Origin of the sequence: Streptomyces sp. NPDC102270, from assembly GCF_044766405.1 — a bacterium.
Lineage (GTDB): Bacteria > Actinomycetota > Actinomycetes > Streptomycetales > Streptomycetaceae > Streptomyces.
In genome coordinates this window covers 348,580-364,740 of the sequence record NZ_JBIWLX010000001.1, presented here as the reverse complement: position 1 = coordinate 364,740, position 16,161 = coordinate 348,580, and the positions used below count along the sequence as shown (strand labels likewise).

General features: G+C 72.8%; 15 protein-coding genes and 1 pseudogene. 6 read left to right on the top strand and 10 right to left on the bottom strand.

The genetic code is table 11. The features are described 5' to 3' along the window. The first annotated feature begins 52 nt into the window (after positions 1-52). Positions 53-1,972: an AMP-dependent synthetase/ligase gene (locus ACIRP7_RS01570; RefSeq protein ID WP_403652395.1), complete on the top strand. Its 1,920-nt coding sequence runs from the start codon at positions 53-55 to the stop codon at positions 1,970-1,972. Positions 1,973-2,035: 63 nt separating this feature from the next. On the opposite strand, the gene ACIRP7_RS01565 is transcribed toward ACIRP7_RS01570, so the two are convergent. Next, positions 2,036-2,464, bottom strand: coding sequence for a rodlin (locus ACIRP7_RS01565; protein ID WP_403652392.1), 429 nt, complete (start codon positions 2,462-2,464; stop codon positions 2,036-2,038). A 241-nt stretch (positions 2,465-2,705) separates the two neighbouring features. On the opposite strand from ACIRP7_RS01565, the gene ACIRP7_RS01560 reads away from it, so the two are divergent. From ACIRP7_RS01560 to ACIRP7_RS01550, 3 genes and pseudogenes are all read left to right on the top strand, one after another. Further along, positions 2,706-3,098 carry a rodlin gene (locus tag ACIRP7_RS01560; protein WP_403652390.1) on the top strand — a complete coding sequence of 131 codons (393 nt, stop codon included), beginning with the start codon at positions 2,706-2,708 and terminating at the stop codon, positions 3,096-3,098. A 263-nt stretch (positions 3,099-3,361) separates the two neighbouring features. Beyond that, entirely contained in the window at positions 3,362-3,589 is a 228-nt protein-coding gene (locus ACIRP7_RS01555) for a chaplin (RefSeq protein WP_403652387.1), read from the top strand. A gap of 128 nt (positions 3,590-3,717) precedes the next feature. Continuing rightward, positions 3,718-3,867: pseudogene (locus tag ACIRP7_RS01550) on the top strand (chaplin family protein); the annotation flags it as partial. An 87-nt stretch (positions 3,868-3,954) separates the two neighbouring features. Here the strand turns inward: ACIRP7_RS01550 and ACIRP7_RS01545 are convergent. Next, the gene (locus tag ACIRP7_RS01545; RefSeq protein ID WP_403653041.1) at positions 3,955-4,092 is read right to left on the bottom strand and encodes a hypothetical protein; all 138 of its coding nucleotides are present in this window, start codon (positions 4,090-4,092) and stop codon (positions 3,955-3,957) included. A 327-nt stretch (positions 4,093-4,419) separates the two neighbouring features. On the opposite strand from ACIRP7_RS01545, the gene ACIRP7_RS01540 reads away from it, so the two are divergent. Further along, complete coding sequence (locus tag ACIRP7_RS01540) at positions 4,420-4,530, top strand: LPXTG cell wall anchor domain-containing protein (RefSeq protein WP_352384387.1); 111 nt, start codon at positions 4,420-4,422, stop codon at positions 4,528-4,530. Between the two features lie 78 nt (positions 4,531-4,608). Here ACIRP7_RS01540 and ACIRP7_RS01535 read toward each other — a convergent pair whose 3' ends face one another. Further along, complete coding sequence (locus ACIRP7_RS01535; RefSeq protein WP_403652385.1) at positions 4,609-5,895, bottom strand: NAD(P)-binding domain-containing protein; 1,287 nt, start codon at positions 5,893-5,895, stop codon at positions 4,609-4,611. Beyond that, positions 5,895-7,220, bottom strand: a complete 1,326-nt coding sequence (locus ACIRP7_RS01530) for an ATP-grasp domain-containing protein (RefSeq protein WP_403652382.1) — start codon at positions 7,218-7,220, stop codon at positions 5,895-5,897. Before ACIRP7_RS01530 ends, ACIRP7_RS01535 begins: the two co-directional genes overlap by 1 nt. Positions 7,221-7,336: 116 nt before the next feature. On the opposite strand from ACIRP7_RS01530, the gene ACIRP7_RS01525 reads away from it, so the two are divergent. Beyond that, positions 7,337-8,671 carry a glycosyl hydrolase gene (locus ACIRP7_RS01525; protein ID WP_403652379.1) on the top strand — a complete coding sequence of 445 codons (1,335 nt, stop codon included), beginning with the start codon at positions 7,337-7,339 and terminating at the stop codon, positions 8,669-8,671. A 22-nt stretch (positions 8,672-8,693) separates the two neighbouring features. Here ACIRP7_RS01525 and ACIRP7_RS01520 read toward each other — a convergent pair whose 3' ends face one another. The 6 genes from ACIRP7_RS01520 to ACIRP7_RS01495 all read right to left on the bottom strand — a co-directional run bounded on the left by ACIRP7_RS01520 (position 8,694) and on the right by ACIRP7_RS01495 (position 16,156). Next, positions 8,694-9,791 carry a GNAT family N-acetyltransferase gene (locus tag ACIRP7_RS01520; protein ID WP_403652377.1) on the bottom strand — a complete coding sequence of 366 codons (1,098 nt, stop codon included), beginning with the start codon at positions 9,789-9,791 and terminating at the stop codon, positions 8,694-8,696. Continuing rightward, positions 9,788-10,444 carry a lipopolysaccharide biosynthesis protein gene (locus ACIRP7_RS01515; RefSeq protein ID WP_403652374.1) on the bottom strand — a complete coding sequence of 219 codons (657 nt, stop codon included), beginning with the start codon at positions 10,442-10,444 and terminating at the stop codon, positions 9,788-9,790. The genes ACIRP7_RS01520 and ACIRP7_RS01515 overlap by 4 nt, the downstream gene beginning before the upstream one ends. Continuing rightward, positions 10,441-11,586, bottom strand: coding sequence for a glycosyltransferase (locus tag ACIRP7_RS01510; RefSeq protein WP_403652371.1), 1,146 nt, complete (start codon positions 11,584-11,586; stop codon positions 10,441-10,443). Before ACIRP7_RS01510 ends, ACIRP7_RS01515 begins: the two co-directional genes overlap by 4 nt. 1 nt (position 11,587) lies before the next feature. Then, entirely contained in the window at positions 11,588-12,343 is a 756-nt protein-coding gene (locus ACIRP7_RS01505; protein ID WP_403652368.1) for a polysaccharide deacetylase family protein, read from the bottom strand. Continuing rightward, positions 12,333-13,973, bottom strand: coding sequence for a murein biosynthesis integral membrane protein MurJ (gene murJ, locus ACIRP7_RS01500; RefSeq protein WP_403652365.1), 1,641 nt, complete (start codon positions 13,971-13,973; stop codon positions 12,333-12,335). Before murJ ends, ACIRP7_RS01505 begins: the two co-directional genes overlap by 11 nt. 818 nt (positions 13,974-14,791) lie before the next feature. Then, complete coding sequence (locus tag ACIRP7_RS01495; protein WP_403652362.1) at positions 14,792-16,156, bottom strand: O-antigen ligase family protein; 1,365 nt, start codon at positions 16,154-16,156, stop codon at positions 14,792-14,794. Positions 16,157-16,161 lie beyond the last annotated feature (5 nt).

Genomic DNA, 16,161 nt, shown 5'->3' with positions numbered 1-16,161 from the left:
TCTTACTTGTGAGTAAGTTAGCCACCCAGTCGGAGCCGACCGGGGAGCCACCATGGGCGTACGCAAGGACCTGAAGAGGGCGAAGCAGCGCACCGACCTGGCGAGTCGCACCAAGGTCGAGGTCATCAGGGACGAGGACGGTGTCGTACGCGAGGCCCGGACACCGCCCCTCGCCCCGCGCCCGACCACCGGGAGCATCGCGGACCTCCCCTTCACCAACGCGGCCGAGATGCCCGACACAGTGGTGCTGCACCGCAAGGAGAAGGAGGCCTGGAAGCCCGTCACGGCCGCCGCCTTCGCCCACGAAGTGACCGCGGTGGCCAAGGGGTTGATCGCCGCCGGCGTCGAACCCGGCGGCCGAGTCGCCGTGATGTCCCGCACCCGCTACGAGTGGACGGTCCTGGACTTCGCGATCTGGGCGGCCGGCGGCCAGACCGTCCCCGTCTACGCCACCTCCTCCGCCGAGCAGGTGGACTGGATCGTCCGCGACTCCGGCGCCCGCCACATCGTGACCGAGAACGCCGAGAACGCGGCCACGGTCACCACCGGCACAGCGGGACACCCGGTCACGCCGCGCGTATGGCGGTTGGACTCGGAAGCTCTCGACGAACTCACCGCCCTCGGTCGCGACCTCCCCGACGAGGAGGTCACCAAGCGCCGCGCCGCCCTGACCCCCGACACCATCGCCACCGTCTGCTACACCTCCGGCACCACCGGCCGCCCCAAGGGCTGCGTCCTCACCCACGCCAACCTGCACGCCGAGGCCGCCAACACCGTCGAGCTGCTCCACCCCATCTTCAAGGAGGTCACCGACCAGACCGCCTCCACCCTCCTGTTCCTCCCGCTCGCCCACATCATGGGCCGCACCCTCCAGATCGCCTGTCTGATGGGCCGCATCGAGATCGGGCACTGCCCGAGCATCAAGCCCGACGAACTGCGCCCGGCACTCAAGGAGTTCCGGCCCACCTTCCTGGTCGGCGTGCCGTACCTCTTCGAGAAGATCCACGCCACCGGCCGCGCCACCGCCGAGAAGATGGGCCGCGCCGCCTCCTTCGACCGCGCCCACCGCGTCGGCGTCCGCTTCGGCGAGGCGTACCTGAACAGGTTCCTTGGCCGGGGCAAGGGGCCGGGCCCCGGCCTCTACGCCGCCTGGGGCCTGTACGACCTGCTGGTCTACCGCCGTATCCGCAAGGAACTCGGCGGCCGCATGCGCTACGCCATCAGCGGCGGCTCACCCCTGGACCGCGAACTCAACCTCTTCTTCTCCGCGGCCGGGATCATCATCTACGAGGGCTACGGCCTCACCGAGACCAGCGCCGCCGCCACCATCGTCCCGCCCCTGCATCCCCGCCCCGGCACGGTCGGACAGCCGATTCCCGGCACCTCGATCCGCATCGCCGACGACGGCGAGGTCCTCATCAAGGGCGGGGTCGTCTTCGGCGCCTACTGGAACAACCCCGAGGCCACCGACGCCGTCCTCAAGGACGAGTGGTTCGCCACCGGCGACCTCGGCGCCCTCGACGAGGACGGCTATCTCACCATCACCGGCCGCAAGAAGGACCTCCTCGTCACCTCCGGCGGCAAGAACGTCTCCCCGGCCGTCCTGGAGGACCGGCTGCGCAGCCAGGCCCCCGTCGGCCAGTGCCTCGTCGTCGGCGACAACCGCCCCTTCGTCGCCGCCCTGATCACCCTCGACCCCGAGGCGATGGCCCACTGGCTGTCGGTCCGGGGGCTGCCCGCCGACACCCCGCACGCCGAACTCGTCAAGGACGAACGGCTGCGCGCCGACATCCAGAAGGCCGTCGACCACGCCAACGCGGCCGTCTCCCGCGCCGAGTCGATCCGCGCCTTCCGGCTGGTCGAGGGGGAGTTCACCGAGGACAACGGCATGCTCACGCCGTCCCTGAAGGTCAAGCGGCATGTGGTGACGGCGGCCTACGCGCGGGAGATCGAGGCGCTGTACGGGCGCTGACATGCCGAAGGGGCCGCCGAGATGCTCGGCGGCCCCTTCGGCCTCGACCAGTGAGGCCCGGAATCAGTGGTCGGACTTCTTGTCGTCGGACTTCTTGCCGTTGGACTCCTGGGCGGTGGACAGGATCGACACGTCCTCCAGCAGGTGGGCCAGCGCACCGTCCCGCTTGGCCTGGGTCGAGTTCTCGGCACACTGCTGGGTCTGCTGGTCCGACAGGATCGGCACGTCCTGGACATTGACGACCTGGAGCACACCGATGGGCAGGTCGCTGACGGCGAGGCAGGGCTTGTTGAAGGAACCCTGGATCAGCGCCATCTGCGGGCTCATGTTCCCGTAGGTGCTCGAGTTGCCGAAGCTCTGCCACGCACCGTTGCCGTTCGCCACGGTCGGCCCCTGGTCGTTGCCGATCGCGAGTGCCTGCGGAGCCGCGGCGGCGGAGGCACCCATGGCGGACGCGGCCATCGCCGCGGTGGCAACAATCTTCTTGATCACTGGCCAGTCCTTTCTGAGGAAGCCCCGTGGACCGGAGCGTTCTGGCTAACTGTGTGCCCCTGCCGAGGTTTCTCCCCTTCACTCCGACGGCGGATAGCGAGGAGCGGCCCGGAACCCGATGACCGCCGGGAGCCCCTGAAGAGCCATAGGGCCAATGGAGTGAACGCCCGCAACCATTCCTCACGTGCCGGGTTGATTGTGGCAGTAGGGCATTGTGTCGCTACGAGGAAAGGAACGCGAAGTGCTTAAGAAGGCAATGGCCGCCGCGGCGGTCACCGCTTCTGTCGTCGGAATGTCGGTGGCGGCAGCTCCGACGGCGCTTGCCATCGGCAACGACAACGGGCCGACCGTGCAGAACGGTAACGGCGCCACGTCGTCGTTCGGCAATTCGGCGACCAAGGGTGACATGAGCCCCCAGCTCTCGCTGGTCCAGGGCACGCTCAACAAGCCGTGCCTCGGCCTGAGCGACACCAACGTCGGTGTCCTGCAGGTCGTCAACGTCCAGGACGTGCCGATCCTGTCGGACCAGCTGACCCAGCAGTGCTCCGACAACTCCACCCAGTCCAAGCGGGACGGCGCGCTGTCGCACGTTCTCGAGGACCTGTCGGTTCTGTCGGCCGCCACCGAGGGCTGAGCGGAATCCGACCGACCGGGCGGCCCGCAGCACTGTCTGTGGGTCGTCCGTTCTTTTGCGTTGCCTTTTTCACCGTCTCGCCGAAGGTGAAAAGAGTGACCGCGGAGTGCAATCGAGTGAATTCTCCCGCGCCACGCGTTCGGTAGTTTCTCCGTCGGCTATCCCTCGTTCTACAGCCTGCTGGTCATGACGCGAGCCGTTCCGTCTGTGCTCGCTCGGTCACATGCCGACAAAGGGGCATGACCGCAGAGAAGGGAAATCTCATGAAGAAGACCGCCGCTGTCGCCGCGGGCATGATCATGGCCTTCGGCGTGGCCGCCCCGGCCTTCGCGGACGCCGACGCTCAGGGTGCCGCCATCGGTTCCCCGGGTTTCCTCTCCGGCAACGTGGTGCAGGTTCCGATCCACATCCCGGTCAACGTGTGCGGCAACTCCGTCAACGTGGTCGGTCTGCTGAACCCGGCGTTCGGCAACGTGTGCGTGAACCACTGACCACGTAACACCTCAGTCGTACCGGCTGTCCTGGCCGGCCTTGGACCGCTCGATTCCGTCCGGGGCCGGCTTTTCCCACTTCTACAAGCAGGAAGACAACGAGATTGCGACAGGCCCTGAGTAGGGGAATGGTCGCGGCCGCCGCCGCGACAAGCATTCTGTCCCTGTGCAGCAGCCCCGTCCTCGCCGACACGCACGCGAGCGGGGTCGCCACGGATTCGTCCGGTGTCCTGTCCGGCGACAGTGTGGCGGCGCCCGTCGAGGTGCCGGTCAACGCCTGCGGAGACTCCGTCGACGTGGTCGCCGCGCTCGATCCGGCGTTCGGCAACTCCTGTGCCGATGAACCGAGTTCCGGCAGACACGGCTCACGCGGCGTGCCGCACGGCGACGACTCCGGTTACGGCGGCGACTCCGGGGACGAAGGGGGCGGCGGGTACGGGGGCGACTCCGGGCAGGAGGAGGGCGGCGGGTACGGGGACCAGACGCCTCCGCCTGGTGATCACCACACGCCTCCGCCCGGCGGCCACACGTCACCCCCTGGCGGTGACCACACGCCGCCTCCTGGCGATCACACGCCTCCGCCGGGTGACCACACGCCACCCCCGGGCGAGCACACCCCACCTCCGGGTGACCACACGCCGCCTCCTGGCGATCACACGCCTCCGCCGGGTGACCACACCCCACCCGCGGGCGACCACACCCCACCTCCGGGTGACCACACGCCACCCCCTGGCGGTGACCACACGCCACCCCCGGGCGGTGACCACACGCCTCCGCCCGGTGACGAGAACAGCCCGCCTCCCGGTGGTCATCACACGCCTCCGCCCCAGCTGCCGCACACCGGTGCCGAGGCCATGCTGGCCGCTTCCGGTGCCAGCGCCGCGATGATCGTGGGTGGGGTCGTCCTGTACCGCCGCGGCCGAGCCGCCTCCCGACGGTAGCGCGCCGGGTGCCGGACAGTGAACGTCCGGCACCCGCGGCCCGGTACCCGGGACACCGCGCCCGAGGCCCGACGGGCGTCAGCCGCGCGCACCCGCCGGTGCCCCGCTGTGCCCCCGCCTCTCCGGCGCCGGAACCACCGCTCCCACGTCCCCGGCCCGCAGCCGGCGCCGCACTCCCCGTACCAGCGTCCCCGCGGTGTAGGCCGCCCCGTGCACGAACCGCATCGCCGGGCCGAACCCCGGCGCGGTGATCAGACCGGCCAGGAACAGGCCGCGGTGCGAGGACTCGAAGACGGAGGTCACCCGGGGTGAACCGGCCGCGCCGCTCGTGAGGCCGGCGCGCAGGTCGGGGGAGAGAAGGGTCAGGCGGTCACAGGTGGCCGTGAATCCGGTGGCCGAGATGACGTGGTCGGTCTCCAGGGTCGCCAGGACTCCGGGCCCCTCGCCGCCGGTCCGGTGCACCACCTCCAGCCGTACCCCGGCCCCGTCCCGCACCGGCCCCGCCGCCGCGACCTCGTGACCGGGCAGGACCTCGACCGCCTCCTCGACCCGGTCCCTCACCCACCACGCGCCCGCCGGGCCGAGTGCCGACGCGGCGACGCGGATGCGGGTCGATTCCGGGAGGCGGTGGAAGAGGCCGGGGCGTTCGGCGTAGAACCAGTTGCGCCAGCCGCAGCCCAGGCCGCTGTGCGGGGCGCGGGCCGACTGCCACCAGGGGCGTTCCCACGGCGGTGGCACGTCGTTCCAGGACAGGCGGTCGGCGCGCACCAACACCCTTACCCGCGTGCCCTGTTCGGCGAGCAGGGCCGCGGTCTCCAGCGCCGCCTGGCCGCCCCCGACGACCGTCACGTCCCGTCCGCGGAAGCGGGAGAGGTCGTGGTGGTGGCTGCTGTGCGAGACGAGGGACGGGGGCAGGTCGCGCAGGGCCGGCGGGATCTCGACGAAGGGCATCACGCCGACCGCCAGGGCGACCGTACGGGCGTGCACGACCTGTCCGTCCTCCGTGACCGCCTCGAAGCCTCCGGGGCAGGGGGCCACCCGGGTCACCATGCGTTCGTCGACCTCGGGCGCGGTGTTGCGCGCGAACCACAGACCGTACTCGGCGAACGTCTCCACCGGGATCGGCTCCCCGTGCCGGGCCGCCATCCGCTGGTCCGCGCAGTACCGGTCCAGCTGCCAACGGCCGTCCGGATCCGAGAGGTTGGAGGCCCAGGGCTCCGACTTGAGGAACATGCCGCGGGGCATGTGGTCACGCCAGGACGCCATGGGGCGGCCGAAGACACGCAGCCTGAGCCCGGCGGCCGCGGCGTGGGAGGCGACGGAGAGGCCGTAGGGCCCGGCGCCCACCACCAGTAGGTCGTACATCAACAACTGCTCGCTTTCTCGTCACAGACGTCATCGGAGACGTTCTCGGACAGGTCGTGGGGCAGGTCGTGGGGCAGGTCGTGGGGCCGGGCGTGGGGCAGGACGGTCGGCGACTCGCCGGCGGAGGCGGTCGCGCCCACCGCCCCCCGCACGCGATCCAGCAGCCGACCCGACACATGGCGCCCCCACAGACCCCACAGGGCCCGCCCGGGCCCCCGGTCGTCGCGCGTGTTCCAGGCCAGTTCGCGGCCGGCGGGAGGGGCGGGTCGCAGCGCGTGCAGCGGGGCGTAGTTCTCCACCACGAACTCCCGCCCCGGCAGCGGCGCCCCGTCCGGCAGCGGACGGTGGGTCAGGTCCAGGTGCAGGGCGCGTACGACGTCCAGCCCGGCGGTGTCGGTGAAGAGCCGGAACTGGGCCCCGGGGCGCGGGTTGAAGTCGAGCAGGTGATAGCGCCCCGTCGTGCCGCAGCGGCGGAAGTCGAGGTCGAAGATGCCGCGGTAGCCCAGCTCGCCCGCCAGCCGCTCGGCGAGCAGCTGCACTTGCGGATTGGGTGCCCAGCGGCCGACCGCCGTCAGTCCGGCGCCGCGCGGCCAGGCCCGCGACTTGACGCCGGGGCCGCCGCCGCACACTGCCCCGGACCGGTCGGCGTAGCCGTGGAAGAACCAGTCACGGTCGGGGCCCGGAGGCAGAAAGGCCTGTAGCAGCAGTCGGCTGCCGGCCTCCCCGGTCCGCAGATACAGTTCCCGCGCCTCCTGCGCCGAGCGGACCACGACCGTGCTGCGCAGCCCGGCCCCGGCAGGCAGCAGCCAGGGCCGGCTCCACTTGGCGATCAACGGGAGCCCCAGTCCCCGGGCGGCGCTCGCGGCGTGCTCCGCGCTCTCCGGGATGACCGTCTCCGGATGAGGCACCCCCGCCGCCGCGCACACCCCGGCCAGTTCCGCCTTGTCGGCCACGCGTTCGGGCAGCGTGCCCGGCTGCTGCGGCAGGAGGTAGGCGGGGGCCAGTTCCTCACGCAGCCGGCCCACCGCGATGCCGCTCGCGTCGTCCATCGGGATCAGCACGGCCGGACGCGCGACACCGGTCGCGATCCGGCGCAGTGCGGCGGCGATGTCGGCGAGGGAGGCGCCGGGCGGCGGCGGGGGGTGGATCTGGCGTACGAAGCGGGAATTGCGTACGGGACTTCCGGTGGCGTCCGCGACGAGATGGACCTGGACTCCTGCCCTGCCGAGTGAGCGTACGGCCCCCAGCGTTCCGTGGTGAAAGGGATTCCGGTCGATCCGCAGCAGGACGGCGGGGACGCGGGTGTCGAGCAGCGACACGGGCATTTCCTTCGGGTGGTTTCACTCGGGCGGGCGATCGGTGCACTCGAAAGCCGCAACCGCGGTGGCGTTGGTCATATTGATGTGACTGAGTGTCAGTTATCGGAGAGAAAGGAGCAGGCATGTCCTCACAGCAGCGAGGGGCCCGTTCCCGACGACTGGCGGTCACCATGGCGGCGGTCGCCGCGTCGGTCGTCCTGGCGTCGGGTCCGAGCTTCGCCGCGGGGACGGCGCGGGTCGCCGATCCTCCCGCTCCGACACCCACGGTCACCCCGCCGGTCCCGGCGCCGACGGTCACCCCGCCGATCCCACCGAGCCCGCCGGAGCCGCCGGTCTCGCCCGTCCCCGTCACGCCGGTCCCGCCGGCGAAGGTCAGCCCCGCCTTCGGCGCCTACCTCGACTATGGCCCCCGAGGCGTGGCCCGGATCGCCGAGCTCAGCCACTGGCTGGGCGGTGCCGAGCTGCGCGTCGGGCACACCTATCTGCCCGGCGACCGCTGGACCAACATCGAGGGCCGGCACGGCTTCCTCGACGTCTGGGCGGACTGGCGTACCCGGCAGGCCGACCGGATGCTCGTCCTCAACGTGCCCATGATGGAGCGCAACGAGGAGAACGTCTCCGACGCCGAGGTGCGGCAGTTGTTGCGCCGGGCCGCCGACGGGGCCTTCGACCGCCACTTCCGCGCGCTCGCCGAGCGGCTGGTCGAGCTGAAGGTGCCGGACACGATCGTCGTCCTCGGCTGGGAGATGAACGGCACCACGTACACCCACCGCTGCGGGCCCGACCCGGAGGCGTGGAAGACGTACTGGAAGAGGATCGTCACCACGATGCGCGCGGTGCCGGGCCAGAAGTTCCGTTTCGACTTCGCCCCGAGCCGCGGCCGGGACGCCGTTCCCTGGACGCAGTGCTACCCCGGGGACGACACGGTCGACATCATCGGCATGGATTCGTACGACCAGCCGACCGGGCTGTCGTTCGACGAGCAGGTGAAGGAGCCGTACGGCCTGCAGGCCCAGGTGGACTTCGCGAAGGCGCACGGTAAGCCCATCTCCTACCCGGAGTGGGGACTCTTCCGCAACGGTGACAACTCCGCGTACATGCGGAGCATGCTCGCGTGGATGGACGTGCACAAGCCGCTCTACAACACGGTGACGGACTACTGTCCGCACGGTGTCTGGCAGTGCGCCGACAACCCCAGGTCCTCGCAGGTGTACCGGTCCGTGCTCTTCGGCCGCACCGACGACCCCACCCCGCAGCCGAACGAGCCCGGCGGGAGCACCGCACCGACGACTCCGGTCACTCCTTCCGTACCCGTCACTCCGACCGCACCGACCGCACCGGCCGACACGCCCGTGCCACCGGCCAACTGCTCCCCGGTGCAGCTGGGCGACTGGGTCGAGTACTGGCTCGGCGGGAAGCTGTGCCTGCGCCTCGACTGGTGGTCGCGCAGCCGGTGAGACCCCGGTGGCGGCGGGTCGGTCATGGCCCGTCGCCACCGCGCTCCCTCCACCGTCGCACCAGTTCCTTGCCCCGCTGGCGGGCGGCCACGTCGCACAGCGTCGCCGACAGCAGCGGGGCGGTGCGCCGCCGGGCCAGCAACAACCGCTGGTTGACGACCGGTTCGGGGCGCCAGTGATGCTTGTACGGCTCGTTGCCGCGCAGCAGGCTCAGCGTGCCGCGCCCGCCGGAACGGGTGTGCTCGGCGCACGCGTCGAGCAGCATCACCGCCACGTCCGCCTTGCTCTCCCGCAGCCGCGGATGGGCGCCGTAGAGATAGCCGCCCGCCAGCCGTCGCGACAGCAGTGTCAGGTCCACGGCCACCACGTCCTCGCCGAGACGGAACTCGGTGACCACGGCGTCCCCCGAGCGCACCATCGGCTCCACCGACCGCACCAGGTGGTCACAGAACCGCGGCCGCAGATGCTCCGACGTCACCTTCCGCCCCTGCCACTGGAGCCGGTGCAGTTCCAGGAGCCGCCGCAGCGCCGTGTCCACCTCCTCCGGCCGCACCACCTGACGCTCGACGCCGAGCGCGGTCAGCTTGCGCAGCTTGGCCCGCACCCGCTGGGCCTTCGCCGAGGGCAGCCGGGCGACCAGCTCGTCCATCGGTACGGCCGGCAGCTCCAGGCACAGCGAGTCGCTCACCCGTCGACGCGGGCCGCGCCAGCGGTCGTAGATCCGCTCGGCCGCGCCCCCGGGCCGTACCTCGCGGAAGTCGATCAGCGCGGTGCGGGCCGCCGAGGCGAGCCCCTCGGTGAGGGCGGCCACCGCCTCCTCGCCGCGCTCGTCGTCCAGCAGTACGTCCCCGTAGTCGGAGATCGCCCCGCCGAGCGGCACGAGCGTCGGCACCGGACGCCGTACCCGCATCAGCGGGGCGGCGGCGACGAGCTCACGGCCGTCACGGACCAGCAGGAGGCGCAGCCGGCCGCGTCGGCCGTAGGACAGCCACCACGAGTGCAGCCAGGCATGGCTCTGGAACGGGGTCGCCGCCGCGCACCTTCCGTACAACTCACGCCAGTCCGGGGCTAGTTCGGCGAAGACGGTGTCGTCGGTGACGAGTTCCACGGTGTACTTCACAGCTGTCCGTGGACATCGGCGGCGGCGGCCGGGCTGGGTACGGACGGCGGTCGTGCGGGTTCCTCCGTGGCCCGCCGGGGCCGGACCAGCAGCACCAGGCCGCCGAGCAGACCGCCCGCGCTCGCCCCCACCAGACCCGTCACCGCCGGGGACGCCGAGGACGGTGCGCCGGGGCGGGTGGCGCGGGCGAACTGCCGGAGCTCGACATGGGTGTCGGCCCGGGAGTCGTTCGCATGCCGGGTCAGCGCGCGCGAGACGGCGTTGGCCATGTCGGCGGCGAGGTCCGGGCGCGAGGAGGTGGCCGTGATCGCGACCATCGGCGCGTCCGGCGAGGTCGCCGTCTGCACGCTCGACTGCAGCGTCTTCACCGGCACGCCCGCCCACACCTGCGCGTCCCCGAGCACCGCGAGCTGTGGGGCGACCCGGCCGTAGGCCTGCGCGAAGCCCAGCGCGGTCGCTGAGTCGGACTTCTCGGTCGGTACGGCGACGACATAGCTGGTGGCCGTGTACGTCGGCGTCCTGACCAGGCCGTACGTGCCGCCGAGCAGACCGCCGGCGAGGACACCGGCCGCCAGCAGGGACCAGGCCGGCAGCGACCTCGCCCGGGTGAGGACGCGGGACGGGCGGCGGGCGCCGGTGGGATTCTCGGTCATGAGGAACTGACTCCGTGAGGTGACGAGGGCGAGGAGTGGGCCGCCGCGTAGACGTCCATGAGCCGCGCGGCGCTGCGGGCGATGCTGTAGTGGTGGGCGGCGTCCGGCACGGTGCGCGGGAGGGGGCCCTCGGCGCGGGCCGCCGCCAGCGCCCGGGCGAACGCGTCGGGGCCGCCGGTCACACGGCGCGCGGCCGGCGCGGAGTGCGGGGGCAGGTCCTCGACCGCGGGACAGGCGGCGTAGCGCACGGGCAGCCCGGCGGCGAGGCCCTCCACGACGGCCAGACCGAACGCCTCCTCGGGGCACGGCGAGGCGAGCAGATCCATCGCGGAGGTGAGCGAGGGAAGGTCGGGACCGGGAGATCCGTCGGGTACGCAGGGGCGTTCGCCGGTGAACAGGACGCGGTCCGCCACCCCGGCCGCGTGCGCGGAGCGCCGCAGGACGTGCTCCTCGGGCCCACCGCCGACCAGCAACAGCCAAAAGCTCTCGGGAAGTTGGGCGAGTGCGTGGATGAGTACGTCGAACCGCTTGGCCGCCGTGAGCCGGCCGATGCCGCCGACGACGTACGCGGTCTCCGGCAGTCCGAGCCGTTGCCGGGTGCGCAGTCGCCGCTCCGGGTCGAAGCGGAAGCGGTCCAGGTCGATGCCGTTCGGCACGACCTCGATCCGCGGCGCCGGCACCCCCCAGCGCCTGAGCCGGTCGGCGACCGTGGGGGAGACGGCGACGGTGGAACGGCCGAGCCGCTCACTGGCCAGATACAGCGCCCGGACACCCGAGGTGAGCCTGCGCCCCTCCATCTGCGAGTCGCCGAGGGAGTGTTCGGTGGCCACGACCGCCCGGACGCCCGCGAGGCGCGCGGCGAGCCGGCCATAGACGCAGGCACGGTAGAGATGGGTGTGGACGAGGTCGTAGCGGCCCCGGCGGATGAGCCGGACCAGCCGGGGCAGCGCGGCCAGGTCGCGGTTGCCGGCCATGCCGAGGTGCGTGACCCGCACCCCGTCCGCCGTGAGCCCGTCGGCGACCGCGCCCGGGTTGGTGAGCGTCACGACCTCGCAGTCGACGGGCAGGTGCCGCAGCAGCAGCCGCAGTTGCTGCTCGGCGCCGCCGACGCCGAGGCCGGTGATGATGTGCAGGGCCCTCATGTCACAGACCCTCCACGGGGCGGCGCCGCAGCCGGTGCAGCCGGTACTTCAGGAACAGGCGTACGGCGTCGTCGTTCTGTCCGACGTGGACGCGGGGGAAGGCGTGCGGACCGGTGAGCGGGCCGGGGTCGATGCCGCAGGCGTACCGGTATCCGGCGCTCCGTACGGCCTCGACGGTCCGCCGGTCGAGCGTGCCGTAGGGGTAGCAGAAGCCCTCCACCGGTGCCTCGAGCAGGTCCTCCAGCGCGGCCCGGCTCTCGACGACCTCGGCCTTCAGCCGGAGGTCGTCCGCCGCCGTCAGGTCGATGTGCGTCAGTCCGTGCGAGCCGATCTCGATCCCCGCCCGCGCCGCCTGCCGGATGCCGTCGGCCGTCAGGAGCGGCTTGCGCGGGCCCAGCGGATCCCAGGCGTTGTCGCCGCCGAGCCGGCCGGGCAGTACGAAGAGGGTGGCGCCGAAGTCCAGCCGGCGCAGCACGGGCAGGGCGTGGTCGACGAAGTCGGCGTAGCCGTCGTCGAAGGTGAGCCCCGCCAGGCGCCGGCCCTCGCCGCGCGCGCGTGCGGCCAGCAACTCGGCCATGGACACGCCCCGCACCCCCCGCAGGGCGAGCCATCTCAGCTGCTGCTCCAGCCGGTCGGGAGTGACGGTGATGCGGTACGGGTCGTCCGAGCAGTCGGACACCGAGTGGTACATCGCCACCCAGGGAGCGGGACCGCGGCGGGGCGCCGCGCGGGTGCCTGCGGAGGAGTCAACGGCCATGCGTGAGCCTTCGGGTGAGGGCACGGGCCGCGGCCCGTACGGAACGGAGGGCGGGTGCGAAGCCCTGGGCGCCCAGGGCCAGGCCGAGCAGGACGAATACGGTGGCCACGGTCGCCGCTCCCACGAGGAGTCCCGGCAGCGGCTCCCCGGTGCGGCTCGCGACGAGCGCGCCCGCCGGCGTCGCGACGGCGGCCGCACACACCGGCCGGCTCAGCTCCGCGAGCACCTGCCGGGTGCGGACGGGGATACCGCGCGCGACGCCCCGGTACGCCGTCCCCATGCCGGCGAGCAACAGCGCCGCCGTCACGGTGATCCCGGCGGCGTTGGCGGCGGCGATCCCGGACACGCCCCAGGGGCCCACCGCCAAGGCGCCGGACCACGAGGTGACGAGGATGCCCCCGGCCATCGCGCAGACCGGGTACCAGGTGGGGCGGCCCGCCGAGAAGTACGAGCGGACCAGTACGCCGACCAGGGTCTGGCCGAGCAGCCCGAGGGCGTACACGCGCATCACATCCGCCGTGGCCGCCGTGTCCCGGGCGGTGAACGCGCCGCGCTGGAAGAGGACTTCGATGATCTGCGGGGCGCACGCGATCACCGTGGCCGCACCGAGCAGCACCATGCAGGCGGCCAGCGCCAGGTCCCGCTCCACCCGGGCACGGGCCCGCTCGGTGTCCCCGTCGGCCAGCGCCCGCGCGACCACCGGGAAGGTGACCGTGCACAGCATCAGCGACAGGGTCATCGGGATCTGGGCCACCTTCTGCGCGTAGTTCAGGTGCGAGATGGCCCCGGCGGGCAGGGCGGAGGCGAGGAAGCGCTCCACGAGGACCTGGGACTGCCGGCACAGCGCGAAGAGGAGGACGGGGGCGACGAGTGCCAGGGTCACCGCGCGGTCCGGGGTCTCGGCGGGCTCCTCCCGACGCACCGGAGAGCGCCGCAACTGCCGCCACACCGCAGGAAGTTGCACCGCCACCATCAGGGCACCGCCGGCCGCGACACCCACGGCGGCCGAACGCACCCCCCAGTCGCCGCCCAGCACGAACATTGCCGCGATGATGCCGGCGTTGTACGCCACGTAGATCGTGCCCGACATCAGGAACTGCCGGTGTGCCCGCAGCACCGCGCTGCAGTACCCGGCGAGCCCGAAGCTCAGCACACAGGTCGCGGTGAGCCGGGTGCAGTCCACGGCCAGGGCGGGGTCGGGCAGGCCCGGCGCCAGGACCTCGACCAGGTAGGGGGCGGTGGCGACGATCAGCGCGGACGCGGCGACGAAGACCAGGGTCAGACGGGGCAGCGTGGCGGCGACCAGGGCGCGGACCGGGTCGCCGGGGGCACCCTGGGCACGCCGCGCGAGGGCCAGGCTGAACGCCGGGATCAGTACGAAGGCCAGCCCGTCCTCGATCAGCAGCGTGGACGCGAACTCCGGCACGGTCCACGCCACCAGGAAGGCGTCCGTCCCGCTCCCGGCCCCGAACAGCCGGGCCAGCGACTGATCCCGCACCAGCCCGAGCAACGCCCCGGCGACGGACAGGGCGGCGGTCACGGCGGTGGCCTTGGCGAGGAAACGCCGGGAAGCGGGAGGAAGTTCGGGAACCCCGGCGGGCGGGCCGGCGGCACCACGGGCCGTGGGCACGGGAAGCGGGGCGTCGGCGAGGAGGGGGGCGGGGGTAGAGCTGGAGCGGGACGCGGAGGCAAGGCCGGGAGCAGAGCTGGAGCCGCGCGGCCCGGAGGCGGGGCGGGGGGTGGGGCCAGAGCCGGGGGAGCCGGAAGGTGGGCGGGGGGTGGGGCCACAGCCGGAGGGGCCGGAAGGTGGGCGGGGGTTGGGGCCAGAGCTGGTGCACCCGGAAGCGGGGCCCGCGCCGGACGCAGACCCGGCCGACCCGGAAGCCGGCCCAGGGTTGGTGCCCGGTGTGGCTGGTCTGGAAGTGGGTTCGGGGTTGGTGCCCGGCGTGGCTGGCCTGGAAGCGGGGCCCGCGCCGGACGCAGACCCGGCCGACCCGGAAGCCGGCCCAGGGTTGGTGCCCGGTGTGGCTGGCCTGGAAGCGGGGCCCGCGCCGGACGCAGACCCGGCCGACCCGGAAGCCGGCCCAGGGTTGGCGTCCGGTGTGGCTGGTCTGGAAGTGGGTTCGGGGTTGGCGTCCGGTGTGGCTGGCCTGGAAGCGGGGCCCGCGCCGGACGCAGACCCGGCCGACCCGGAAGCCGGCCCAGGGTTGGTGCCCGGCGTGGCTGGTCTGGAAGTGGGTCCGGGGTTGGTGCCCGGCCTGGCTGATCCGGAAGCGGGCCCCGGGTCCGCGCTCGGCCCAGTCGACCCGGAGGCCTGCCCAGGGACGGCGTCAGACCCAGTCGATCCGGAGGCCTGCCCAGGGACGGCGTCAGATCCAGCCGATCCGGAAGCTCGCCCAGGGTCGGCCTCAGCCCCAACCGGCGTCGTGGCACGCGGAGGTGTCAACGTCATCGCGCTCCGGCCTCCTCGGTCTCGCCGGCCACGTCCCGCGCCGGTGTCGAACCGCTCCCGTCCCGCGCCGCCACCGCCCGGCTCCCGACCAGGGCCCACCACGCCACCACCCCGAGGCACACCGCCGTCAGTACCGTCGAGGGGCCGCCGATGTCCGCGTACGCGAAGTCCGTCAGCTGCCACACCAGCAGTCCGCAGCCGACGAGCGCGCAGTCCAGCCCGCGCCCGGACCCGCGCGCCCGCACCAGTCCCCGCAGTCCGCACACCAGCAGGGCCAGCCAGCTGCCCGCGAGGGCGAGCAGACCGACCAGGCCCTGTTCGGCGAGCACCAGGAGGTACATGTTGTGGGGGGACAGCAGCGGTTGCCGGCGGAAGGCCGCGCCCGCGCCCTCCGTGTCACTGCCGGCGGACAGGGCCAGTGAGGCGTGCCCGTCCCGCTGCTCGGGGAAGCCCTTCAACCCCACACCGGTCAGCGGCTGTTCGCGCCACATGCCGACGGCCGCCGCCCACATGGTGTACCGGTCGGTCACGGACTGATCGGGGGCGTCGGTGACCTGCGTGATGCTGTCGACCCGGTCCAGCAGCTGCGCCGAACCCAGCCCGAACCCACCCACCAGGACCACGCCGACGGCAGCCACCACGGCCCCCACCACCAGCGCCCGCCGCACCCCGGCCAGCACCAGCTGCACCGAGCACGTCACGGCCGTGGCGATCCACGCGCCCCGGCTGAAGGACAACGCGAGCGGCAGCAGCAGCGCGAGCGCGCACCCGGCGGCGACCACCCGCTGCCGTACCGACGCCCGTCCGAGCGCCAGCCCGAGCGCGCAGACCAGCCCGAAGGAGACGACGGTCGCCATCCCCATCACGTCGGCCGGCCCGAAGGTGCCGACGGCCCGGATGTCCGCCCCCTGGTAGGAGGCGCCGGTCCCGGTCGCGTACTGGTGCACGCCGATCGCGCCCTGCCACCCGGCCAGGGCCACCAACGACCAGGCCAGCAACCGGAAGTCGCGCCGGTCCCGGACCAGCAGCAGTACCGCCACCGGGACCAGCACGAAGACCTGGAGATAGCGGCCCATACCCGTGAGCCCGGCCACCGGCGAGGACGCGCCCACCGCGGCGACGGCCAGCGCGGCCACCGGCAGACCGAGGACGACGGCGGCCGTTCGCGGCAGGGGGCGCCGCCGCTCCCGCAGCAGCCGGACCACGCAGTACAGCACCAGCAGTCCGGAGACCGCGTCGGCCGGCCCCGCACCGCTCTCGGCGGTCGGCGACACCGGCAGCGCCACCAGCGCGACCACGGCCACCACCGGCAGAACGGGAGAGAGCTCCCGCACCCGCGGCAGGCTCACTGCGAGACTCATGCGCG